Below are 24,204 nucleotides of genomic sequence, written 5' to 3'. Positions count from 1 at the left end.
CGATTTTGCGGGGTTGTGAAAGCGCCATCGGCGATGTCATGGTGGATGGTTGCAGTCCCCAAAACGCTGAGATCACTCTGTTGAAGGGGTTGAATCCAAATGCCTGGAGGGTAATGGAACCGAAGCAACCGGAACCAAAACCAGATCGGCGTTACTCACCCCATTAGTGACAACCGGTAACACATTCTCTGTCACCATAACGATTCTGTTATCTATCGCAATCGCCGCACTCAGCAGGATACGAGCGTTTGGCTTGATATCAGCCGGGTTATACGGTAAAGAAAATCGGAAAGGTGCCTGTTTGCCGTTTGTACGTGTCGCACGCTGGATAATCACTTTTGAAGGAGCATCGGAGAGCGATGCATCAGATACCGTCACCGTCAAAACAGCATTTGGCGGCAAAGCGATACGTTGGCGAATATTCACTGTACCGCTGACCGCCGGCATTGAAACGGCTGGGTTTTGAGACGATGTACTGGTGACTGGCGCCCCAGTATGAGGAGAAACACCATAGTCTCCCCTGTCGGCACACGCTGATAACGCCACGGATAACGTGATACCGCCTAAGATATGCCATAATTTCATTCGGACAGTCTCCTTTATTATTGTCAGACTGCCGGCATCAGAAAACCGGCGTTCATTAAGTAGTATGATTCACTTAACGCAATAATGATGGGACAAAATTCTGATATTTTCATGAAAACATGATTCAAGTTGCTAGCCCCAACTCGTAACCTATTAATTCCATGGCGGATTACTAATCGCGACCGATTTATAAACTCAAACTATTTTAAGCGGCTGATAGCATTGCAATACCCCCGGACTCATCAACTGAAGCAAAAACAGGACGCTAACACTCCGATATTTGAAACATAAAGCGTGCAAATAATCACCAACCAACGAGACCGACACCATGAGCCATGCATTACAAAATCTTCTCGACCTCCTGAATCTGGAGAAAATTGAGGAAAGGTTATTCCGGGGACAAAGTGATGATTTAGGACTGCGTCAGGTCTTTGGCGGTCAGGTTGTTGGTCAGGCGCTGTCTGCTGCTAAACAAACCGTACCGCCCGAACGGAGCATTCACTCATTTCACAGCTACTTTCTGCTACCGGGCGATAGTCAGAAACCCATTATTTATGATGTAGAGAACCTGCGTGATGGTAATAGCTTCAGCGCCCGTCGGGTAAACGCAATTCAGAATGGTAAGCCGATTTTCTACATGACCGCATCATTCCAAAGTCATGAACAGGGCTTTGAGCACCAAAATGTGATGCCCGTCGTTACTCCACCAGAAGAACTCAAATCAGAACAAGATATTGCACAAAGCATGGCGCATTTATTATCCCCCCAGTTTCGGGATAAATTCACCCAACCGCGTCCTATTGAGATGCGTCCAGTGAAGTTTCATAATCCCCTGAAAGGGAAAGTCGAAGAACCGGTACGGCATGTCTGGTGCCGTGCTGACGGCTCGCTGCCAGATGATGAATGTATTCATCAGTACCTGCTCGGATATACATCTGACTGCAATTTTCTGTTAACGGCATTGCAACCCCATGGCATCGGTTTCCTTGAACCGGGTATACAGGTGGCGACCATCGACCATTCCATGTGGTTCCATCGCCCTTTCCGTCTGGATGACTGGTTGCTGTATACCGTGGAAAGTACTTCCGCCTCCGGTGCCAGAGGTTTTGTACGCGGACAATTCTATACGCGTGAAGGCGTTCTTATCGCTTCCAGCATTCAGGAAGGCGTGATACGTCGTCATCCCCATTAGCTGGAGGCGCTTCTAAACATTGCGTAGCAGCAACCAGTAAGTTGGCGGTTGGAAAGCCGTCATTTAATAACTATCCCCCGGCCCTGCCAAGCAGGGGGTTTTCCATATACAAAAAACAGGGCGCGAGAATTAACCCGCGCCCTGTTTCATTTGTCTCAGTAAGAATTCTAATGTGACTTACTGGTTGTAAGCATTTTCGCCATGACTGTTGACATCCAGACCTTCGCGTTCTTGCTCTTCAGGTACGCGCAAACCAACAACCATATCCGCAACCTTAAACGCAATGAACGCTGCAACGCCAGACCACACGAAGGTGACGATAACGCTGAACAACTGTACCCATACCTGATGAGCCATAGTGACGCCTTCAGCGTATCCAGTGCCGCCCAGAGAAGCGGAGGTGAACACACCTGTCAGTATACAACCTACGATACCGCACACGCCATGGACGCCGAACACATCACACGGGTCATCAACTCGCAGCCATCTTTTCAGTACGGTTACACCCCACAGACCAGCAAAACCACCCGCCAGACCGATAATCAACCCACCGCCGATACCCACCGTACCCGCAGCAGGCGTAATGGCAACCAGACCGGCGATACAACCTGAGCACGCTCCCAGCAGTGAAGGTTTACCGCGCACCATCCACTCACCGGCAACCCATGCCAGGATTGCGGCGGCAGTAGCCACAACCGTATTCAGGAAGGCCAGACCCGCAATTCCATTCGCCGCACCAGCGGACCCGGCGTTGAAGCCGAACCAACCGATGTAAAGAATCGCCGTACCAATAAATACCATTGGCAGATTGTGCGGCTTCAGCGCTTCTTTACCGAAACCGGCACGCTTGCCCAGCAGATAAGCACCGACCAGACCGGCAACAGCAGCGTTAATGTGCACCACAGTACCACCGGCAAAGTCCAGGGCCCCGTCAGCAGCCAGATAGCCGCCGCCCCATACCATATGAGTCATCGGCAGATAAGAGAATGTCAGCCACAGCGCAACAAAAATCAGCACCGCAGAAAAACGGATACGCTCAGCAGTGGCTCCCACGATCAGCGCAACGGTGATACAGGCGAAAGAGGCCTGATAAGCGACATGAACGTACTGATAGAATGTGCTGGTAATCGAATCAACCGTAATCCCCTTCAGCATGAAGTTGGAAAAGCCGCCGAAGAACGCGTTACCTTCACTGAAAGCCAGGCTATAGCCATAGACAATCCATAAAATACACACCAGCGCAAAAGAGATAATGACCTGTGACAACATGGAAAGTACGTTTTTAGAACGAATCAAGCCACCATAAAACAACGCAATTCCAGGTATAGTCATAAAAAGTACCAGAGCGGTACAAATCATAATAAAAGCGTTGTCCGCTTTATCGATCGTTGGAACTGCTGCCATCGCCCAGGACGGGAGCAGCGCAGCTACACCAAGACCTAATGAGGAGACACATTTTTTCATTTTCATCCATCCCTATTTACGAATCTAAGTCAGGTGTTAAAGTGCGGCTTCGTCAGTTTCGCCGGTACGAATACGGATAACCCTTTGCAGTTCAGCGACAAAAATCTTACCGTCGCCAATTTTTCCGGTATAGGCCGCTTTGCTAATCACATCGATAACTTCGTCCAGTTGATCATCAGCAATGGCGATATCGATTTTAACTTTCGGCAGAAAGTTAACGCTGTACTCTGCGCCACGATATAACTCAGCATGCCCTTTCTGGCGTCCGAACCCCTTCACCTCAGTGACGGTGAGCCCCTGGATCCCGACAGAAGACAGCGCTTCACGCACATCTTCCAGCTTGAATGGCTTTATCACCACAGTAACCAGTTTCATTAATCTTCCCCCTAACCGTTAAGTTCAGACTTACGCCCGCTACTATTTTGAATTACGTTTTTTCAGATTACGAACATCTCGAATTATCTTCACGCGTTCATCGAAGCAAAGGTTGTGCCATAAATGGTTTCTCTGGCTCAGTTAGGAGCGAGAACGCCGTTAAGGTCTATTACAGGCTGGAAAAAACGCGATATAAAAAAGAAAATCAAAAAAAGCGAAGCGCACACCGCACCACAATAGTGCGCAATGAGTAACTTTAGTGCATACGGGCTAAAAAACGAATAGATATGCCTAGTGATGGTGCGAAGACATGAAGAGGCGATGATTTAGCCTCACATGTTCAGGTGCATCAGCGCTTATAAAACAGAAAGAGACCGTTCGTTAACCTCCGCCGCCGCCAACTCTTCTCCCGCTAATTGCAATTGGTACATTTGGTAATAGCGGCTCTGCTGACGCAACAATTGCTCATGCGTCCCCTGCTCGACTGTTTTTCCATGATGGAGCACCATGATGATATCCGCATCGACAATGGTTGAAAGCCGATGCGCAATCACAATCAGCGTCGTTTGTTCGCGAATGGCGTTGAGCGCCTTTTGAATCGCCTGCTCCGTGCCCGAATCAATATTCGCTGTCGCCTCATCCAGAATCAAAATCCTGGGCGTTCGCACCAGCACACGGGCTATTGCCAGCAGTTGCTTCTGCCCGGTAGACAGATTATTTCCCTGTTCGCCGACACGCGTATGTAGTCCTTCTGGAAACGACTGCACCAATTCAGACAATTGAACGATATCAAGCACCCGCCAAACTTCGTCTTCACTGATACCGCGTCCCAATGCCACATTGGTATACATCGATTCCGCCAGAACAACCGGGTCCTGTTGCACCATAGCGACATTGTGACGCAGTACCTGATGTGACAGTGTTTGCAGCGGGCGCCCATCCAAACGGATTTGACCTTCCTTCGGTGAATAATAGCCCATCAGCAAATTCACCAGCGTGCTTTTACCACTGCCCGTATGTCCCACCAGCGCGACAAATGCCCGATCGGGAATCGTCAGAGAGATATGCTGCAAAACGTGCTTCTGATCTTCAGCATAAGAAAAAGAGACGTTATCGATGTCTACGCCACCGCTGGCCAGCGCACGTTCGTCATTGCCATAGCCTTGTTTTGCGCCATCCATCAGTTCAAAGATGCGCTCGCCGGCGACCACCGCCTGCTGCAACATGGTCTGCTGTGTTGTCAGCTCAATCAATGGTTCATTCAGCCGGCCAAGATAGTTGATAAAAGCGTACAACACGCCAACACCTACCGATCCGACTGCGCTAAAACCGAATTGCAGCAGCAGGCCGCATAATACCATCACGGAAAACAGGCTCAGCAGCGGACGCAAAAGAATACCGTCCAGGCGCAATGCTTTCATACGCGCCTGATAATGCGCATGGCTGATGGCACTCAGTTTCTTACCAAACCGGGCCTGCTGACGAAATTGCTGGATAACGCCCATACCATTGATAACTTCATTGAAGCCATCATTAATATCCGCAAGATAGCTCCGCACCTTCCTGATAATAGGCGTGCTGTAGCGCTGATAAAGCAGCATGACAGAGAATACTGCGGGTAAAATCATCAGCGCGACCAGCGCCATCCGCCAATCCAGACTGAACATCGCCACGAGCATGGCCCCGATAAGCGCCGCGCTACGCAACACCGTTGAAACCACCATGACATACAGATCTTTCACGACCTCCGTGTCATTCGTCACACGCGATATCAGTTGGCCTACTGGCTGTGTGTCAAACGTGCTGAGCGGCTGGCGTAATGCGGCATCCATCACATCGGTACGCAACTGCTGCACCACACCCACTGCCACCCGGTTGAACAGTAGCGCCTGAAAGTAGTGCAGTGTGGCGGCCAAAATCTGCAACAAGGTGTACGCCGCCGCCAAACCAACAGCAATCGCCAGCGGGAATTCACCTTTTGCCACCAGATGGTCGATGAAGTAACTGACTAATATCGGGCCGGAAACCTCGGCGGCGGCGGCGATCCAGAGCATCACCATGCCGAATACCAGCGGTTTACGCCACGGCGAGCCATAACCCAGCAGCCGCATTAAAGTCGGCCAAAGCTGTTTAGGGCTTTTCATTCTTCGCTCCTTCTGCCTGTGGCGCTTCATCCAGGGCTGCTTCCAACTGTTGATAGCGATACATGTCGCGATACCAGCCAGGTTGCGCCGCCAGTTCACGATGATGACCGCGCTGGCTCGCCTGCCCATGTTGCAAAACCAGAATCTCATTCGCCTCGGTCAAGGCCGACAGGCGATGCGCGCTGATAATCAATGTGTGCTGCTCCCCCCAACGCTTCAGGTTATGCAAAATCTGGTGCTCTGTACGTCCGTCAACCGCTGACAGCGCATCATCCAGCACCAGAATTTCAGCCTCCAGCAATAAGGCCCTGGCAATGGCAATCCGCTGTTTCTGACCGCCGGACAACATCACCCCTCGCTCTCCCACTTCCGTTTTGTATCCCTGAGGAAAGCGCAGAATATCTTCATGCACGCAGGCAAACCGTGCTGCCTGCTCAATCTGCTGCTGTGTGGCATCCGGTCGCCCCAACGCAATATTGTTTGACACTGTTTCGGAAAACAGGAAAGACGTTTGCCCGACGACAGCAAAACGATGGCGCAACTCATCTAGCCGGATGTCGGACAGCGGCAGGTTGTGATAGCGAATATCACCCGACTTGATATCAAAATGTCGAAGAATCAGCGCCAGTAACGTGCTTTTCCCCGAACCCGTTGGACCACAGAGCCCAAGCGTTCCGCCCGGCTTTAATGTAAAACGGACATCGCTCAAAACACGGCGTGAATTTTCAGGATAGTGAAATTCATCAATATTGACGTTTAGCGTTCCCCGTCCATCAGGCAAGGATACCGACCCTTCCGCAACCACCGGTTCTTCTGCAAGAAGTTGTAGAATCCGACTGTAAGCGGCACTTCCACGTTCAACGATATTGAACATCCATGCCAACGCTAACATCGGCCAAATCATCAGCCCAAGATACATTACGAAGCTGGTCAGAAGCCCCAGCGTCAACGAACCATTGACAACCATCCAACTGCCACCACCAATAGCCAACAGGTGAGACATGCCCACCGCGATATAAATGGTGGGGTTAAAGCGTGCATCAACTCGTGCGACATACATATTTTTGGCGCCGGCATCCGCCGCAACCTGCGCAAAACGCCGAGACTGATAATCCTCCAGCCCAAACGATTTAATCATGCGAATGCTGGTCAAGCCTTCCTGCGCCTGATCGTTAAGAGACGAAAATGCAGCTTGCGCCGATTTGAACCGCTGATGCAGTTGGGTGCCATAGTGTTTAATTACCAGCGCCATCACCGGCATCGGCAATAACGCCAGCAGTGTCAGTTGCCAGCTGATTTGAGTACACATGACAATCAGCACCGCGCACCCCATCACCAGGGAGTCAACCAGCGTGAGAACGCCTTCCCCTGCGGCAAGGACCACACGGTCGACATCATTTGTGGTTCGCGCCATCAAATCGCCAGTGCGATGACGAAGATAAAAAGCAGGATGCTGACGGCTTAACTGACGATAGAATGCTTCGCGTAGCTCGGCGGCCAACTGGTAAGAGGCACCGAACAGCAACAAACGCCAGACATAGCGCAGCAGGTAGACCATAACGGCAGTCAGCAACATCACACTGATCCACTGCATGATCTCAGCCGTAGACATATTATGTTGGGTAACACCGTCAACAATGACCCCAACCAGTTTTGGGGGCAGCAGTTGCAGAATGGCAACGACAATCAGTAATGCCACTGCCCCGGCATAACGCCGCCATTCGCGACGAAAATACCAGCCTAGTTGAGCAAACAGTCTCACGCAGTTTTGATTCCAATATTCAGAAGAGTCATTATGAACTTAGAAAAACGATTATACAGAAAGCTTGTGAAGGGTAATCAATCATAGTGATAAAGGTAGTGCGGTAGTGTGCTTAATACGCTCCATAGCAAAACTGGATGTGACATCAATCAGCCCAGGAATACCGTTCACCAAACGTTTGTAGAAATCATCATAACTTTTCATATCAGCGACCTGTACTTGCATCAGGTAATCATACTCTCCCGTCATCCGATAGAAAGACAATACTTCGGGCATTTCTGATACCACACTGGTGAACGTCTGATACCAGGCGCTGTTATGCTGCTGTGTCTTCAACAGAACAAACGCGGTCAGCCCCAGGCCCAGCAGTTCATTATCCAGCAAAGCGACGCGTGCCCGGATATAGCCCTCTTCTTCCAGGCGCTTCAGCCGTTTCCAGCAGGGCGTTGACGTCAGATTTACCGATTCGGCCAGCGATTGCAGCGACAATGTACAGTCCTGTTGCAGCAAACCCAGTAAAGCACGATCAATTTTATCTAACATAATGGCGCTCCGTAGAAAATTTTTCTCCAATTTCACGAATAAGAAGATAAAAAGGCAATCTTTTTTTCAGAAAAATTCGCTAAGCTACCTCCATCACGACTCAACGGGTTTACATCATGAATAATACTTGGGTAAAACAGGCAATCAGCGCAATAGAAGCCGACTTCCAACGCTCCGCTGATACGCATCTCATCCGTCTGACATTACCGGACTATCCCGGTATCTATTTCTATTTGAAAGATGAAAGCACACATCCAAGCGGCAGCCTGAAACACCGACTCGCTCGTTCCCTCTTTCTCTATGGATTATGCAATGGCTGGATAAAGGAAGGCACCCCGATTATCGAGGCGTCATCCGGCAGTACCGCCGTGTCCGAAGCCTATTTCGCACGCCTGCTGGGGCTACCCTTTATCGCCGTTATGCCAGCCTGTACCGCCAGACGGAAAATAGAACAAATTACTTTTTACGGTGGCCGCTGTCACTTTGTCGAACAAGCCGGCCAGATCTATGCCGCCTCCGAGCAATTAGCCAAAGAGCTGAACGGCCACTATATGGATCAGTTTACGTACGCGGAGCGAGCTACAGACTGGCGCGGCAACAATAATATTGCCGACAGCATCTACCGCCAGATGTCTCGCGAACCCCATCCAGTACCCGATTATATTGTCATGAGCGCGGGAACGGGCGGCACCTCGGCGACGTTAGGACGCTATATCCGCTATCAGGGCTTGAATACACAACTGGTGGTGGCGGACCCTGAGAACTCAGTTTTCTACGACTGCTTTCAACAGCGCGATCGTTCGATTACCGGCATCTGCGGCAGTCGCATTGAAGGAATTGGCCGCCCAAGGGCGGAACCGTCGTTTATTCCTGACGTCATCGACAGAATGCTCAAAGTTCCCGATGCGGCCAGTATCGCCACACTCTACTGGCTGGAAGGTATACTGGGCCGCAAGGTTGGCGCGTCTACCGGCACCAACGTCTGGGGAGTAATGCAACTGGCAAAACAGATGGTCGCGCAAGGTAATCAAGGCGCAATTGTTACCCTTTTATGCGATAGCGGAGAACGCTATCTGGACACCTACTACGACAGCCGCTGGGTCGAAAAAAATATCGGTGACCTCACCCCTTATCTCAGCACGCTGAATGCCAAAGCAGAATGCAACGTTGCAGCGGCACCGAGTGTGGCCTGAGAGAAAATGCCTATGGAAGATGCCGTCATCGCTGAACGGTGTCGGTTTTTCAGGTAATATACCCGCCACCTTTACACCTCAAGGTTTCGTACATCCATCGAGGTTCACATTGCGTCAAGGTGAATGAAGAATGAAGCGCGCTGTTGTCGTTTTTAGCGGTGGACAAGATTCCACAACCTGCCTGATTCAGGCTCTGCAACAATATGATGAAGTCCACTGTATTACGTTTGATTACGGGCAGCGTCATCGGGCAGAAATTGATATCGCCAGAGAGCTTGCGCTGGCATTAGGAGCCGCCGCACATAAAATGCTTGATGTGGGCTTACTGAACGAATTAGCCGCCAGCAGCCTTACGCGGGAGAATATTCCTGTTCCTGATTATGATGTCAATGCGCAAGGCGTGCCCAGCACCTTTGTTCCCGGAAGGAACATCCTGTTCCTGACCCTGGCCTCAATCTATGCCTATCAGGTTGGCGCAGAAGCCGTCATTACCGGCGTGTGCGAAACCGACTTTTCCGGCTACCCGGACTGTCGGGACGAGTTCGTCAACGCTCTGAATCATGCCATCGTGCTTGGGATCGCGCGTGATATTCGCTTTGAAACTCCGCTGATGTGGCTCAACAAAGCAGAAACCTGGGCGCTGGCGGATTATTATCAGCAGTTGGATACCATTAGACACCACACCTTGACCTGCTATAACGGGATTAAAGGTGATGGTTGCGGTCATTGCGCCGCCTGCCATTTGCGGGCTAACGGATTGGAGCAATATCAGCGCGATCCAATCAATATCATGCTAACGCTGAAGCATAAGACTGGCTTGAAATAATCAAACAGATTCAGATTCAGGCAAAGCGTGAACGACCACCTTGCCTGAATGATATTCCCCCTCCCTTCTCGATCACAACCGGGTGACGCTTTACCGCCCGGTTGCGAACAGCATCACAGTTTTAAGCGAGTAAGATTACGTTCTACCAGCGCAGCGCCAATCCCCGGCACTTCTTTTAATTGCTCGATCTGCGTAAAGGGGCCATTTTCTTCACGGTAATTGACGATAGCCTCGGCTTTCTTAAGACCGACGCCGTTCATCACTTCAGCCAACGCTACCGCGGTTCCCGTATTGATACTTACTTCATCCTCGTCAGCGTTCGTCAGTTCGGCTTTCTCCGCCTTTTGCTGAGATGAAGCGGGTTTGACCACCGTAGCCTTATTATCAACCTTCTGATTTGCCTGAGCGAGTAGCGGGAAGCCAGACAGCCCCATTCCAATCACCATACAAAGCGCCTTTATTCCTGATTTTTTCATACTGTTTCCTCCTTGTGTTTGACAGCACCGACACCTTGCCGCAGGTTTCCGTTCATCGCAAACCGCAGTATTCAGATGTGGAAAAGGCCGCGAAAGCGGCCTTTGTGCGTTGCAACGGTTTGCAAATTTATGCGGAGTTTATTGCTGTTCCTGAGCGGCGTTACCCATCTTGATTTTGGCTTCACTGCGCAAGCTGGTCAGCAAGGCATCAAATATAGAACCCAATGAGCTCTGCTTTAGCTGGTTGGCAAATTGATCTTTTTGCTGATCGGTGAGCTGATGCGGCGCCACGCTATCCAACGCCACAAGGACCACATTGCCCGCCTGATCCTGAGAAATCCCGTAAGAGGGTTTATCTTTAGCCGGATATGGCAGAGAGAAAATGGATTCCGTCATCACGTCGCCCTGAGAAACCGAAGATAACGTTTTCGCTTCACCAAAGCTCAGACCAGCGGCTTTCAACGCGTCGTCCTTACCTTGTTTCAACTCAGCCAGAATTTTTTCAGCATCAACGCGCGCCTGCTGTTCCGCCTTTTGACGTTTAACCGTCTGCGTAATCCGATCGCGAACCTGATCCAACGGACGCGTCGTTTCCGCTTTGTGGGCGGTAATACGGATAACAAAAGCGCGATCGCCATCCACGTTGATAACATCAGAGTTATTGCCAGGCGCGCCGTTATCGCCCAGTAGCGAGCCATCGAAAAGCGCCTGAGTAACGGGCTGGAAATTCAATGCGGCCGGAACTTGCTCACGGGTGAACCAATCCGTTTGTACCGCCTTGACGCCCGCCGCTTCTTCAGCGGAAGCCAGGGACTCGTTATCATTGCTCGCCGCTTCGCTGACTTTCTGTTGCAGCGCATAATATTCGTCCAGGGCTTTTTCTTGCTTAACTTTGGCAGCGACATCAGCACGAACCTCGCTCAGCGGTTTAACCTGCTGTGGCTGAACATCGTCCAAACGCACGATCAAATACCCCACTGAAGATTTTATTGCCGAAGATAACTGCCCTTTTTCAGTCAGTTTGGCCTGTTTGAGCTCCTCAATCGTGGAGTCCGCATCCATCCAGCCCAGATCACCACCTTTGCGACGTGAAATCACATCGGTCGATTTTTCTTTTGCTACAGTCGCAAAATCGGCGCCTTGCTTCAGCTCATCCAGAACAGACTGTGCATCAGCATCGGTTTTTACCTGAATGACGCTGAATTTTTTTCGTTCTGACTGGGAATAGTCATTTTTATTCTTTTCATAAAAATCGGCGATATCACTGTCATTGACCGTGACCTTATCCATGATCCCCGCCGCATCCAGCGTGATATAGCTCACTTTGTACGCTTCGGGTGCAATAAAACGGCTCTTATTCTGGTCGTAATAACTCTGGATTTCTTCATCAGAAACGCTTTCGGCATTGGCTCTGGCGCCAACATCCATCGTTGCCAGTCGAACCACGCGGTTCTGAGCCGCCTGCTTCACCAAATTGTCGATTTCCTGGGGAAGGGTGAACGAAGTATCACCGAAACCACGGATCAATTGCTGTGACGTCAATTGCTTACGCAACAGTTGGGCATACATATCCGGCGTCAAACCAAGACGACGAACCTGATCCAGGTATTTCTCGTTATCGAAACGGTTGTTGGTTTGAAACGCGGAAACAGCGAAAATCGCCCGTTTGATCTGATCATCACTGATACTGAGCCCAAGTTTATCGGCATACTGATCCAGCAATGCCTCATCAATCAGTTGAGAGAGAGCCTGCTTACGCAAGTTCAGCATATAACCGTCATTGCTGGCAAGGATAGAGAAATTCTCGCCCAGTGCTTCCTGCTGGCGATTGCGCTCGTTCTGCACCGCTTGCTCCAACTGGGCACGGGTAATTTCTTGCCCATTTACCTTCGCCGCATAGTCTCCAGAACCACCGATCAGATAATCACCCACGCCGGTTAAAACGAATGATGCGATGATCAAAGCAAGAATAATTTTGAGCACGACGTTATTAGCGGCCGCGCGTAAATTGTCCATCATAATGTGACAACACTCCGCTGTAGAATGGATAACACTCCCTGCGCTGGCCGAAGCCATACATACTAGCCATTACTGTAGCCTACAAAGAAGGCCAGGGCGCATTTAAGATTTTGTCCGACAATCGTAACCTGAATTGCCAGTAAAAAAACATCAGGAATGTTTTTTAACGTTGCACCGCTACGACCCGCAGGGTGTCAGGCAGGATACCCAACATAAAAATCGCCGAAAGCGGCTTCAACGTCGCTTGCGACGGCATAAAGAGCGACGGACTATCCTGCCCGTCATAATAAAAGGCACATCATAAAATGATGCGCCCCGTATCTTACCTTATCCAATATCTCTGCGTCAGGTAATGTTTGGCAACACAAGGTGTTGCACACAAACCTGTGACGTAATTAATCAGTTAACGGCGTCTTTCAGCAATTTACCAGCACGGAAGCCTGGTACTTTCGCGGCAGGGATACTGATTTCCTTACCAGTCTGCGGGTTACGGCCGGTACGAGCAGCGCGCTCACGCACTGAAAAAGTACCAAAACCAACCAAAGCGACATCATCCCCTTCTTTCAGAGACTCGGTAACGGAACCAATAATCGCATCTAACACACGTCCTGCCGCCGCTTTGGAAATATCAGCATCTGCGGCAATTTTGTCGATCAATTGTGACTTGTTCACTCTCTCATCCCCTCTGGAATTCTATGGTCGCGCCAGTTTCCCAAAACACGACACGTAGCTTTATATCAATCCTGCCGAACCTTAGCAAGTTACCGCTAAAGCCAGCAGTGCTCTAACTTAGCGGTACAAAAAAAAGCTGGCAAGCACGATTTCACTTACCAGCCCTGCTTTTATCAATGGTTTTTGCTATGGGTCACTATTTCGCCTTGGCCGTTTTTGCCTTAGGCGTGGTGTTCACTATCTGCATACCATATGGCCCATTCTGCAACGCCAGCGCCAGCACTTCTTCTATTCGCTTCACCGGATGAATATCCAGATCGGCAATCACGTTTTGCGGAATGTCTTCAAGGTCACGTTTGTTATCATCGGGAATCAATACCGTTTTGATACCACCGCGATGAGCAGCCAGAAGTTTCTCTTTAAGACCACCGATAGGCAACACCAAACCGCGTAAGGTGATTTCGCCTGTCATCGCCACATCCGCCCGTACCGGGTTGCCGGTCAAACAGGATACCAGCGCGGTACACATTGCAATACCTGCGCTTGGCCCGTCTTTTGGTGTCGCCCCCTCAGGAACGTGAACGTGGATATCACGTTTTTCATAGAAATCCGCATTGATACCTAATTTCTCCGCTCTGGCACGAACCACGGTGAGCGCGGCTTGGATAGACTCCTGCATCACTTCACCCAGTGAACCCGTGTATGTCAGTTTGCCTTTCCCGGGCACGCATGCCGTTTCGATCGTCAGTAAATCACCGCCCACTTCCGTCCAGGCTAACCCGGTCACCTGACCGACGCGGTTTTCATCGTCCGCGCGGCCATAGTCAAAACGCTGTACGCCGAGGAAATCTTTAAGATTGTCGCCTGTTATCTGGATATGTTTAACCGATTTATCCATCAACAGCATTTTAACTGCCTTGCGACACAGCTTGGAAATTTCACGTTCCAAACTACGCACGCCCGCTTCACGGGTGTAATAACGGATAATCCCGATAATCGCACTGTCGTCCACCAACAATTCGCCTTTTTTCAGCGCATTGCGTTCAATCTGTTTTGGTAACAGATGCTGTTTGGCGATGTTAAGCTTTTCGTCTTCGGTATAGCCGGAAAGACGAATCACTTCCATACGGTCGAGCAGCGGCGCCGGAATATTCATTGAGTTGGACGTCGCCACAAACATCACATCAGAGAGATCGTAATCAACCTCCAGATAGTGATCGTTAAAAGCGACATTTTGCTCAGGATCAAGCACCTCCAGCAATGCAGAGGCCGGATCGCCTCGCATGTCGGAAGACATTTTGTCGATTTCATCCAGCAGGAAAAGCGGGTTTTTCACCCCTACCTTTGCCATTTTCTGAATCAATTTGCCCGGCATAGAACCGATGTAAGTACGGCGGTGACCGCGAATTTCAGCCTCATCACGCACCCCGCCCAGCGCCATACGGACATACTGACGTCCCGTCGCTTTGGCAATGGACTGTCCCAGAGAGGTTTTACCCACCCCCGGCGGACCAACCAGACACAGAATCGGCCCTTTTATCTTACTGACACGGCTCTGTACCGCGAGATATTCCAGAATGCGCTCTTTCACGCGTTCAAGACCGTAATGATCGGTATCCAGCATTTCCTGCGCTTTGAGCAAATCTTTCTTCACTTTGCTACGCGCATTCCACGGAACCTGGATCATCCAGTCGATGTAGCTACGGACAACGGTCGCTTCAGCCGACATTGGTGACATCATCTTAAGCTTCTGTAGTTCCGCTTCGGCTTTTTCACGCGCGTCCTTCGGCATTTTAGCCGCTTCAATCTTGCGCTTTAACGCCTCATGTTCATCCGGTGCATCGTCCATCTCGCCGAGTTCTTTCTGAATGGCCTTCATTTGCTCATTCAGATAGTATTCGCGCTGACTTTTTTCCATCTGTTTCTTGACGCGGCTGCGGATACGTTTTTCGACCTGCAACAGATCAATTTCAGACTCCATCATCGCCATCAGATACTCAAGACGCTCCGTAATATCGAACATTTCGAGCACGGATTGTTTGTCCGCCAATTTCAGAGGCATATGCGCAGCGATGGTATCAGCCAGACGCGCTGCGTCATCGATGCTGTTCAGGGAGGTCAAAACTTCAGGCGGGATCTTTTTATTGAGTTTGATATATCCCTCGAACTGATTGATTGCCGTGCGCATCAAAACTTCCTGCTCACGCTCCTCAATCGCCGGGGAGTCAAGATATTCCGCCTGGGCAGCGAAATGCTCGCCGCTGTCGGACAATGTCGTAATGCGCGCACGCTGCAAACCTTCGACCAGCACTTTGACCGTGCCGTCTGGCAGTTTCAGCATTTGGAGAATTGAAGCTACCGTTCCTACCGAGAAAAGATCGTTAATGCTTGGCTCATCCGTTGAGGCCTCTTTCTGCGCCACCAGCATGATCTTTTTATCATGATCCATTGCGGCTTCAAGGCACCGAATCGACTTCTCACGACCAACAAACAACGGAATGACCATGTGCGGATAAACCACCACATCGCGCAACGGCAATACGGGGATTTCAATGCGTTCGGAACGCTCAGGGTTCATAGAGCTCTCTCTTAGTTTCGTTTCCGCCAGGTTAAGGGAATCTCGTGAAACACGATCTTCACGGGTTTCACCAAATAGGTATTCGAGTATATGGGGATAAATATCTTACATTCAACGACCAGAATACGTGTAAAAGCGAATGGGGGATAAAATCCCCCATTTTTGTCTTTCGATACGGTTTTTCTGGCTAATTATTCGCCGGACGCCTGTTGAGCTTCGGGCTTGCCGTAAATTAGAAGAGGTTCAGACTGACCGGCAATCACTGATTCATCAATAACAACTTTATCGACGCTCTCCAGAGATGGCAGGTCGTACATGGTATCCAACAAGGCTGCTTCGACAATGGAACGAAGACCGCGAGCACCAGTTTTACGCGCCATGGCTTTCTTCGCGATTGCAGTCAGAGCCTCATCACGGAATTCCAGCTCAACGCCTTCCAGATTGAACAACGCCTGATACTGTTTGGTCAGGGCGTTTTTCGGTTCACGCAAAATTTGAATCAGCGCTTCTTCACTCAGTTCCCTAAGCGTTGCCACCACAGGTAAACGACCAATGAACTCAGGAATCAAACCAAACTTGATTAAATCGCCTGGTTCGACCTGCCCCAATAGTTCACCCTCGGTGGCTTTTTCAGCGGAACCTTTTACCGTTGCGCCAAAGCCGATACCACGTCCGGTGTCGGTACGCTGTTCAATGACTTTGTCCAGACCGGCAAACGCCCCGCCGCAGATAAAGAGGATCTTGGAGGTATCAACCTGTAAAAACTCCTGCTGCGGATGCTTGCGCCCGCCCTGCGGGGGAACCGCAGCGATAGTGCCTTCAATCAGTTTCAACAAAGCCTGCTGAACACCTTCGCCCGACACATCGCGAGTGATGGAAGGGTTATCCGATTTGCGGGAAATCTTGTCGATTTCATCAATATAGACGATGCCACGCTGCGCTTTCTGCACATCATAATCACATTTCTGTAGCAGTTTCTGGATGATGTTTTCAACATCTTCACCCACATAACCTGCTTCAGTCAGCGTTGTGGCATCTGCCATGGTAAACGGTACATCGAGGAAACGCGCCAGCGTTTCAGCCAGCAAGGTTTTACCGCTGCCGGTGGGGCCGATAAGCAGAATGTTACTTTTACCCAGTTCGATGCCGTTACTGCTGTCGCCGTTGCGCAGCCGTTTATAGTGGTTGTATACCGCGACGGACAGCACTTTCTTGGCTTGTTCCTGACCGATAACGTAATCATCAAGATGTCGGCGGATTTCGTGCGGCGTCGGCAATGCACTGCGTTCACGATGCGGCGCCACCTCTTTAATTTCTTCGCGAATAATGTCGTTACACAAGTCAACACATTCATCGCAGATATACACTGACGGGCCGGCAATCAGCTTACGTACTTCGTGCTGGCTTTTGCCGCAAAAAGAGCAGTACAGCAACTTTCCTGAACCGTCTTTGCGCTTATCTGTCATGAGTCAAACCTCTTCTTAGTCTCTTGCCCGCAGGCCAACCACAGCGATATCGCTACAGAGAACGCCGACATTTTATAGCCAATACGCGCAAAAAACATCGCACCGCAAACTATCGGTCGTACACTGATTTTCAGCCACTCTAGACTGTTAACATAGCAGAGTATTATTCACGGTGCGTGAATACCGAGTCCACCAAACCATAGTCTACTGCCTCATTAGCAGAGAGGAAACGGTCACGCTCTGTGTCTCTTTCTATCACATCAATAGGCTGCCCAGTATGTTTTGCCAGCAACTCATTCATTCTGGCTTTTACTTTGAGTATTTCTTTGGCATGGATTTCAATATCCGTTGCCTGTCCCTGGAACCCGCCCAGCGGCTGGTGAATCATCACCCTTGAATTCGGCAGGCAGATACGTTTGCCTTTTGCTCCCGCAGCCAGCAGGAACGAGCCCATAGAACACGCCTGACCCATACAAATCGTACTGACATCAGGTTTGATAAACTGCATCGTGTCGTAAATGGACATACCCGCAGTAATGACGCCACCTGGAGAGTTAATGTAAAGGAAAATGTCTTTTTCTGGGTTTTCCGCTTCCAAAAACAACATCTGCGCCACAACCAGATTCGCCATGTGATCTTCAACCTGACCAGTCAGGAAAATTATCCGTTCTTTCAGCAGGCGGGAATAAATATCGTAAGAACGCTCCCCACGAGAGGTTTGTTCGACCACCATCGGCACTAACGCCATATGAGGTGCTTGTCTTTCTTGTTCGCCACTGTATGACATTCACGTCTCCTAGATAAAATGCGTCCGGCGTCATTCTTGCCCGATTCTACTTGAGATAAAGGGTGATGACCATGCTCATGTACTGGCGTCAATCACCAGCATAACCGCAGGATTATACCGAAGTCCCTCATGCGCCCATCTTTATTTCAATTATCTGGGGCGCTTGCGTCGCTTTTCAAGCTTAAACTATCCGTTGTTTCATATTAAATAAGTTATCGGTAATAACTCCCAGTCTCTTAGCCGTCCGCCTCCTTTAATATAGTGCATGTGAAGTTATCCTGTTCAAGACAAATCCGTTATTCATGACGGCGTTCAAACAGAAAAAAAAGCCCGTGCCATCAGGCTACGGGCTTTTTTATCAGGAAATATGCCTTCCCTGACACAGTAACAGCAGTGATACGTAATGGGCTTACGCAGTCTCAGTCTGGTTCATCAGTTCATTGAAGCTAACTGACTTCTCAACAACTTTTGCTTTCGAAAGCACGGTTTCCACCGCTTGCTCTTCCAGCGCAACGTTACGCATATTGTTCATCAGCTCTTTGTTTTTGCTGTAGAACGCGATCACTTCCTGCGGATCTTCATAAGCAGAAGCCATCTCTTCGATCAGCGTTTTGATGCGTGCGTCATCCGCTTTCAGCTCATGGGTGCTGATCACTTCACCCAGCAGCAGGCCTACAACAACACGGCGTTTTGCCTGTTCTTCAAACAGTTCGCGTGGCAGTTCCTGCGCTTGTTTTTCATTTCCGCCAAAACGCTGAGCAGCCTGACGACGCAGAACGTCAACTTCACCATCAATCAGCGCGGCCGGAACGTCGATATCATTCGCTTTAACCAGACCGTCCAGAACCTGAGTCTTGATACGGTTACGAACCGCGCCTTTCAGTTCACGTTCCATGTTTTTGCGAACTTCAGCGCGCAAACCTTCCTGAGAACCGTCCGCCACGCCGAAACGCTTGATGAATTCCTCAGTCAGTTCAGGCAGCTCACGCTCTTCCACTTTTTTCAGAACGATGGCGAATTGAGCGGCTTTACCTTTCAGGTTTTCAGCGTGGTAATCTTCAGGGAAGTTCACGTTAATCGTGAATTCTTCGCCAGCCTTATGACCGACAACGCCGTCTTCAAAACCAGGGATCATGCGGCTTTGCCCCATTGCCAGCACGAAATCGGAAGCTTTGCCGCCTTCAAATTCTTCGCCATCGATAGAACCGGAAAAATCGATGGTAACGCGGTCTTCAGCCGCCGCAGTTCGGTCGGTTTCTTTCCAGGTCGCCTGTTGTTTGCGCAGCGTTTCCAGCATGGTATCTATATCAGCTTCGGTCACTTCAACCACCGGTTTTTCAACCTCGATTGCGTCCAGCCCTTTAAGTTCCACTTCCGGGTACACTTCAAACTCAACAGAGTAGGTGAAATCGCCACCCACAGTGTATTCGCCCGGAACATAGTTCGGCGCGCCTACCGGATTAATTTTTTCTTTGATAATGGCATCGACAAAATTGCGCTGCATCAGATCACCCAGCACGTCCTGACGCACAGAGGCACCATAACGCTGAGCAACGACATTCATCGGCACTTTGCCTTTACGAAAGCCGTCGATACGTACTTTTTTGGCCACGTTGACCAGTTCGCTCTTAACTGCATTCTCAATGCTGTCAGCAGCAACGGTAATCGTTACACGGCGCCCAAGGCCTTGAGTGGTTTCAACAGAAACTTGCATCTTGTTACCTCAAAAAAATCACAGTGCTCGGTTAACCTCAAAACTATTCTCACAACAGCAAAGCTTGCCCAAACACGCTCGGCATGATTGAAAAAAGCCTCACAGAACCGGGACGGCGGCGTATTTATCAGCCCCTGTTCTCTGTAGTCAGAAGCGTCCCAAATACATTCCGAAAAAATAGACGCAGCATTATAGCGATATAGACAGTATGAGTCGAGGACGGCAGCAGGACTATTGCAGCGAGCGATTCGCACTATTATCGAAGAACCCGTCCCGAAGAGCCCCGGACGGGTGATATCCAGGCGTTATGACAGGATACCCGCGCCACCGCAGGGCGGCGATGCAGGTACGGCATTCTGCAAGCTGTCCCATTCTTTTACCGTATAAGTATGCAGCGCCAACGCATGTACCTTACTTGCCAGTTCGACTGCCAGCACCGCGTAGATCGCACGATGGCGGCTTAAAACCCGCTCCCCCTCAAAGCGGTTGCTGACGATAACCACTTTAAAATGGCTTTCTGCCCCCGCAGGCACATTGTGACGATAACTTTCGTCAATCACTTCTAAGTGGGCGGGTTCAAATTCCACACGCAGTTTTTCTTCTATCGTTTCACGCATTATACGGCTACCCTTTCGGCTATGGAGTCACGTCAACCTTAGTTGCTTTTACAACCCATTATGGCGGATAACACCACGGCTGACAGATAATGAAAGTAACTTGGTGACATTCCCTCAGCGGTGGTGACGTGATAAAAACGCTTTTCATCAGCTGAAAAACATAAAAAAAAATGCATTTCAGGATAAATTACCTGCGCTCCGCTCTTTTCCCCGCCAGCGGCAATGAATATGATATCAGGAATTTTTATCAGCCAACCATCACTAACATTACTGAGAAAATGCGAATGTTAAAAAAATTATTTTTCCCTCTTCTCACCGCGCTGATGCTTGCAGGATGCGCCACAAGCGATAATACGCTGAACGTTTCGCCTAAAATCAATCTTCCTTCAAAGGATCCGACCCTGATGGGAATAACCATCAGCATTAACGGTGCCGATCAACGTACCGATCAAGCGTTGGCTAAAGTGAACCGCGATGGGCAATTGATTACGCTGACCCCTTCACGCGATCTGCGTTTCCTGTTGCAAGAGGCGCTGGAAAAACAAATGACAGCCCGCGGCTACATGATGGGTACAGGGGGGCCGGTTGCCTTACAGATCGTCGTTAATCATCTTTATGCTGATGTCTCAGAAGGTAACCTGCGTTACAACATCACCACCAAAGCCGATATCTCTATCCTGTCTCAAGCGGCAAATGGCAATAAACAGATGAAAAACTATCGTTCGACCTATACCGTTCAGGGGGCCTTCACCGCGACCAATGAAAAAATTACCGATGCGGTCAATACGGTGTTAGGCGATGTCATTAACGATATGGCGCAAGATACCAGCGTCAGTGACTTTATTAAATCTAACGCTCGTTAATTACTTCAATCCGCTTCCGTTGCGCACCAGCTTGCCTCGCAGCGCAACGGAAAAGGTCTGCCATGTTTAGCCACATCATCAATCTGTTCAGCCAACGTAATTCGCGTTTCCTGTTATTGCTTGGTTTTGCGTCAGGGTTGCCGCTGGCGCTCACTTCCGGCACATTACAAGCTTGGATGACCGTTGAAAACGTTGATTTGAAGACCATTGGTTTTTTCTCTCTGGTCGGTCAGGCGTACGTGTTCAAATTCCTCTGGTCACCTCTGATGGACCGTTATACTCCGCCTTTTCTGGGGCGCAGACGCGGATGGCTGCTGCTTAGCCAACTGGCGTTGATGGTCGCCATTGTCTGCATGGGCTTCATGAATCCCGCTCACGACCTCTGGTGGCTGGCTGCACTGGCTGTTGCCGTCGCTTTTTGCTCGGCGTCACAGGACATTGTTTTTGACGCCTATAAAACGGACTTGCTTTCACCTGAAGAACGCGGCTCCGGCGCAGCCATATCGGTGCTGGGGTATCGGCTGGCGATGCTGGTTTCAGGCGGACTGGCGCTGTGGACTGCAGACAGATTATTGGGCTGGCAAGCAACGTACTGGCTTATGGCCGGGTTAATGCTGATTGGCGTGTTCGCCACGCTACTGGCGCCAGAGCCGAATAACAACCAGCCAGCGCCGCGTTCTATGGAACAGGCGATCGTCGCCCCGTTACGCGACTTTTTCGCGCGCAACAATGCGTGGCTCATTCTGCTGCTGATTGTACTGTATAAATTAGGCGACGCCTTCGCTATCAGCCTGACGACCACATTCTTGATTCGCGGCGTCGGCTTTAACGCAGGCGATGTCGGTCTGGTGAACAAAACGCTGGGGCTACTTGCCACGATTGCCGGTGCTCTTTATGGCGGCTTGCTCATGCAGCGCCTGACGCTATTTAGCGCGTTAATGATTTTCGGTATTCTCCAGGCCGTGTCGAACGCGGGCTATTGGCTGCTGACAATTACCGATAAAAGCATGTTTAGCATGGCCGGCGCCGTATTTCTGGAAAACCTGTGCGGCGGAATGGGAACCGCTGCCTTCGTGGCATTATTAATGACGCTGTGCAACAAATCATTTTCCGCCACCCAATTCGCCTTGCTTTCAGCGCTTTCTGCCGTGGGCCGTGTGTATGTTGGTCCGATTGCGGGCTGGTTTGTAGAAGCTTACGGCTGGACATGGTTCTATCTCTTCTCTATTTTCGCCGCGTTACCCGGCCTGTTCATTTTGCGGGTATGCCGAAACACGCTGGAATACACACAGAAGACCGATAGCTTCCAGTTGCGGAACACCTTCGCTTGCTACTACAAGGGCGCGTTACACACACTTAAAATAGGATCGTGTTTGCTGGGGCTGTGGTTAATATTGCTGATCACCAACGCAATAGGCTGGACTGCTCATCCACTCCTGGCCGAATATCTATTGATGGCCGGCGGCGGACTATCGCTTTTGGGCATACTGCTAGGCAGTCTATTGGACTACCTGTCATTGAGATCCCCACTAAATGGCTCCCGCTGAGTCGTGCTTACGGGGATAAAAGCACCGTATTCTGCTGCTTTATCCCTGTATTAAATTATTTTTTTCTCACTAGTCTGGTAAAACGAAAATTTATTTCACTACCGCAAACTTCTTTTCCCGAAATAGTTTCGTTTTCTAACTAAAAATTTCTTTGAAACAGAAATCCCCATACGCTTGAAAATAAAAGCCGCTGGCAGTTGTAATTTTTTATTCTCAATCCATACTTTTGCATGAGGTAACTTTAATCATCTGTTTTTAAAAAAAATTTTTATTTTTCACTGTCTTCTTGACATTTAAGGCGAAAAACAGCAACCACCAGCTGACATAACCTTAATCATGTTTACAGTACAGTAACGTTCCCGTAAAATGCCCGCTCGCGTGAAATGACAATAGAGCCCTTGTTATTGAGGTCGCTAGATGAGACTCAGGAAATACAATAAAATTTTTGGGATGTTGTCTTTATTCGCAACCATAGCGCTACTTAGCGGTTGCGATATGGCATTGATGAATCCCAAAGGACAGATCGGGTTAGAGCAACGATCGTTGATACTGACTGCCATCGGGCTGATGTTGATCGTTGTCATTCCCGTCATCATTATGACGATCGCCTTTGCCTGGAAGTTCAGAGCTTCCAATGAAAAGGCAAAGTATACTCCCAACTGGTCACACTCCAACAAGATAGAAGCGGTTGTCTGGACCGTGCCCATTATCATTGTCGCTATTCTTGCCATAATTACCTGGAAGACAACTCACTCGCTTGATCCCTATAAGCCTTTGGAATCAAACGTTAAACCAATCAATGTCGAAGTGGTTTCACTTGACTGGAAATGGCTGTTTGTTTACCCGGATTTGGGTATTGCCAGCGTCAATGAACTCGCTTTCCCTGCGAACACGCCTGTCGCGTTCAAAATCACCTCCGGCTCCGTAATGAACTCCTTCTTCATTCCTCGTCTTGGCGGGCAGATTTATGCCATGGCCGGTATGCAGACCAAGCTGCACCTGATTGCCAATGAACCTGGAAAATATGAAGGTATCTCAGGCGGCTACAGTGGGAAAGGCTTTTCCGGCATGAAGTTCACCGCCATTGCCACGCCCACTCAGCAGGCGTTTGACCAGTGGGTTGCGAATGTCCGTGCGTCGTCCAAGACTCTTAGCAGCATGGATGAATTCAACAAACTGGCTCAACCAAGTGAATATCATCCAGTGGAATACTTCTCCAGTGTTCAACAGGATTTGTTCAAGAATATTATTCTCAAATTCACAGGCAACGGCATGAGCATGCAACATCATGGTGAAGGCATGAAGCAAGATGAAAACATGCGCCGCGATGAGAGTATGAACATGGGCGAGCATGCCTCGCACCAAGGAGCCGAGGGATAAT

At 49.8% G+C, this 24,204-nt stretch carries 20 protein-coding genes; 6 read left to right on the top strand and 14 right to left on the bottom strand.

Features of this window, described 5'->3' with window-relative positions; genetic code table 11:
• Positions 1 to 72 precede the first annotated feature (72 nt).
• Positions 73 to 585, bottom strand: a complete 513-nt coding sequence (locus EH207_RS04800; RefSeq protein WP_137712962.1) for a YbaY family lipoprotein — start codon at positions 583 to 585, stop codon at positions 73 to 75.
• A gap of 328 nt (positions 586 to 913) precedes the next feature.
• Here EH207_RS04800 and tesB point away from each other — a divergent pair, with 328 nt between their 5' ends.
• Positions 914 to 1,777, top strand: coding sequence for an acyl-CoA thioesterase II (gene tesB / locus EH207_RS04795; protein WP_137712961.1), 864 nt, complete (start codon positions 914 to 916; stop codon positions 1,775 to 1,777).
• Positions 1,778 to 1,954: 177 nt separating this feature from the next.
• Here tesB and amtB read toward each other — a convergent pair whose 3' ends face one another.
• The 5 genes from amtB to EH207_RS04770 form a co-directional block, all read right to left on the bottom strand.
• A complete protein-coding gene (amtB, locus tag EH207_RS04790; RefSeq protein ID WP_175413640.1) occupies positions 1,955 to 3,241 on the bottom strand; it encodes an ammonium transporter AmtB in 1,287 nt (428 codons plus the stop codon).
• 36 nt (positions 3,242 to 3,277) lie between these two features.
• A complete protein-coding gene (glnK, locus tag EH207_RS04785) occupies positions 3,278 to 3,616 on the bottom strand; it encodes a P-II family nitrogen regulator (RefSeq protein WP_002208627.1) in 339 nt (112 codons plus the stop codon).
• 356 nt (positions 3,617 to 3,972) lie between these two features.
• Positions 3,973 to 5,760: a SmdB family multidrug efflux ABC transporter permease/ATP-binding protein gene (locus EH207_RS04780; protein ID WP_137712959.1), complete on the bottom strand. Its 1,788-nt coding sequence runs from the start codon at positions 5,758 to 5,760 to the stop codon at positions 3,973 to 3,975.
• Positions 5,747 to 7,522, bottom strand: coding sequence for a SmdA family multidrug ABC transporter permease/ATP-binding protein (locus EH207_RS04775; protein ID WP_137712958.1), 1,776 nt, complete (start codon positions 7,520 to 7,522; stop codon positions 5,747 to 5,749). The genes EH207_RS04780 and EH207_RS04775 overlap by 14 nt, the downstream gene beginning before the upstream one ends.
• A gap of 81 nt (positions 7,523 to 7,603) precedes the next feature.
• Positions 7,604 to 8,065: an Lrp/AsnC family transcriptional regulator gene (locus tag EH207_RS04770; RefSeq protein WP_137712957.1), complete on the bottom strand. Its 462-nt coding sequence runs from the start codon at positions 8,063 to 8,065 to the stop codon at positions 7,604 to 7,606.
• A gap of 116 nt (positions 8,066 to 8,181) precedes the next feature.
• Here EH207_RS04770 and EH207_RS04765 point away from each other — a divergent pair, with 116 nt between their 5' ends.
• Together EH207_RS04765 and queC are read left to right on the top strand one after the other, a co-directional pair.
• Complete coding sequence (locus tag EH207_RS04765) at positions 8,182 to 9,258, top strand: PLP-dependent cysteine synthase family protein (protein WP_137712956.1); 1,077 nt, start codon at positions 8,182 to 8,184, stop codon at positions 9,256 to 9,258.
• Between the two features lie 130 nt (positions 9,259 to 9,388).
• The gene (gene queC, locus EH207_RS04760) at positions 9,389 to 10,084 is read left to right on the top strand and encodes a 7-cyano-7-deazaguanine synthase QueC (protein ID WP_137712955.1); all 696 of its coding nucleotides are present in this window, start codon (positions 9,389 to 9,391) and stop codon (positions 10,082 to 10,084) included.
• A 113-nt stretch (positions 10,085 to 10,197) separates the two neighbouring features.
• On the opposite strand, the gene EH207_RS04755 is transcribed toward queC, so the two are convergent.
• The 8 genes from EH207_RS04755 to bolA all read right to left on the bottom strand — a co-directional run bounded on the left by EH207_RS04755 (position 10,198) and on the right by bolA (position 20,416).
• Positions 10,198 to 10,560, bottom strand: a complete 363-nt coding sequence (locus EH207_RS04755; RefSeq protein ID WP_137712954.1) for a ComEA family DNA-binding protein — start codon at positions 10,558 to 10,560, stop codon at positions 10,198 to 10,200.
• Between the two features lie 138 nt (positions 10,561 to 10,698).
• Complete coding sequence (gene ppiD / locus EH207_RS04750; RefSeq protein WP_137712953.1) at positions 10,699 to 12,579, bottom strand: peptidylprolyl isomerase; 1,881 nt, start codon at positions 12,577 to 12,579, stop codon at positions 10,699 to 10,701.
• A 399-nt stretch (positions 12,580 to 12,978) separates the two neighbouring features.
• Positions 12,979 to 13,251: a nucleoid-associated protein HU-beta gene (gene hupB, locus EH207_RS04745; RefSeq protein ID WP_137712952.1), complete on the bottom strand. Its 273-nt coding sequence runs from the start codon at positions 13,249 to 13,251 to the stop codon at positions 12,979 to 12,981.
• A 196-nt stretch (positions 13,252 to 13,447) separates the two neighbouring features.
• Positions 13,448 to 15,829, bottom strand: coding sequence for an endopeptidase La (gene lon, locus EH207_RS04740; RefSeq protein ID WP_137712951.1), 2,382 nt, complete (start codon positions 15,827 to 15,829; stop codon positions 13,448 to 13,450).
• Between the two features lie 191 nt (positions 15,830 to 16,020).
• Positions 16,021 to 17,295, bottom strand: coding sequence for an ATP-dependent protease ATP-binding subunit ClpX (gene clpX, locus EH207_RS04735; protein ID WP_137712950.1), 1,275 nt, complete (start codon positions 17,293 to 17,295; stop codon positions 16,021 to 16,023).
• 163 nt (positions 17,296 to 17,458) lie between these two features.
• Positions 17,459 to 18,082, bottom strand: a complete 624-nt coding sequence (gene clpP / locus EH207_RS04730) for an ATP-dependent Clp endopeptidase proteolytic subunit ClpP (protein ID WP_137712949.1) — start codon at positions 18,080 to 18,082, stop codon at positions 17,459 to 17,461.
• 409 nt (positions 18,083 to 18,491) lie between these two features.
• Positions 18,492 to 19,796, bottom strand: coding sequence for a trigger factor (gene tig, locus EH207_RS04725; RefSeq protein WP_137712948.1), 1,305 nt, complete (start codon positions 19,794 to 19,796; stop codon positions 18,492 to 18,494).
• A 305-nt stretch (positions 19,797 to 20,101) separates the two neighbouring features.
• Entirely contained in the window at positions 20,102 to 20,416 is a 315-nt protein-coding gene (gene bolA, locus EH207_RS04715; RefSeq protein ID WP_137712947.1) for a transcriptional regulator BolA, read from the bottom strand.
• Between the two features lie 281 nt (positions 20,417 to 20,697).
• Here bolA and EH207_RS04710 point away from each other — a divergent pair, with 281 nt between their 5' ends.
• From EH207_RS04710 to cyoA, 3 genes are all read left to right on the top strand, one after another.
• Positions 20,698 to 21,276 (top strand): lipoprotein, encoded by a 579-nt coding sequence (locus tag EH207_RS04710; RefSeq protein WP_137712946.1) that lies wholly within the window; start codon positions 20,698 to 20,700, stop codon positions 21,274 to 21,276.
• Between the two features lie 62 nt (positions 21,277 to 21,338).
• The gene (ampG, locus tag EH207_RS04705; protein ID WP_137712945.1) at positions 21,339 to 22,823 is read left to right on the top strand and encodes a muropeptide MFS transporter AmpG; all 1,485 of its coding nucleotides are present in this window, start codon (positions 21,339 to 21,341) and stop codon (positions 22,821 to 22,823) included.
• 417 nt (positions 22,824 to 23,240) lie between these two features.
• Positions 23,241 to 24,203 carry a cytochrome o ubiquinol oxidase subunit II gene (cyoA, locus tag EH207_RS04700; RefSeq protein WP_137712944.1) on the top strand — a complete coding sequence of 321 codons (963 nt, stop codon included), beginning with the start codon at positions 23,241 to 23,243 and terminating at the stop codon, positions 24,201 to 24,203.
• Position 24,204: the final 1 nt, after the last annotated feature.

The sequence above is a fragment of the Brenneria rubrifaciens genome (assembly GCF_005484945.1).
GTDB classification, from domain to species: domain Bacteria; phylum Pseudomonadota; class Gammaproteobacteria; order Enterobacterales; family Enterobacteriaceae; genus Brenneria; species Brenneria rubrifaciens.
This window is presented reverse-complemented; position numbering and strand designations above follow the sequence as displayed.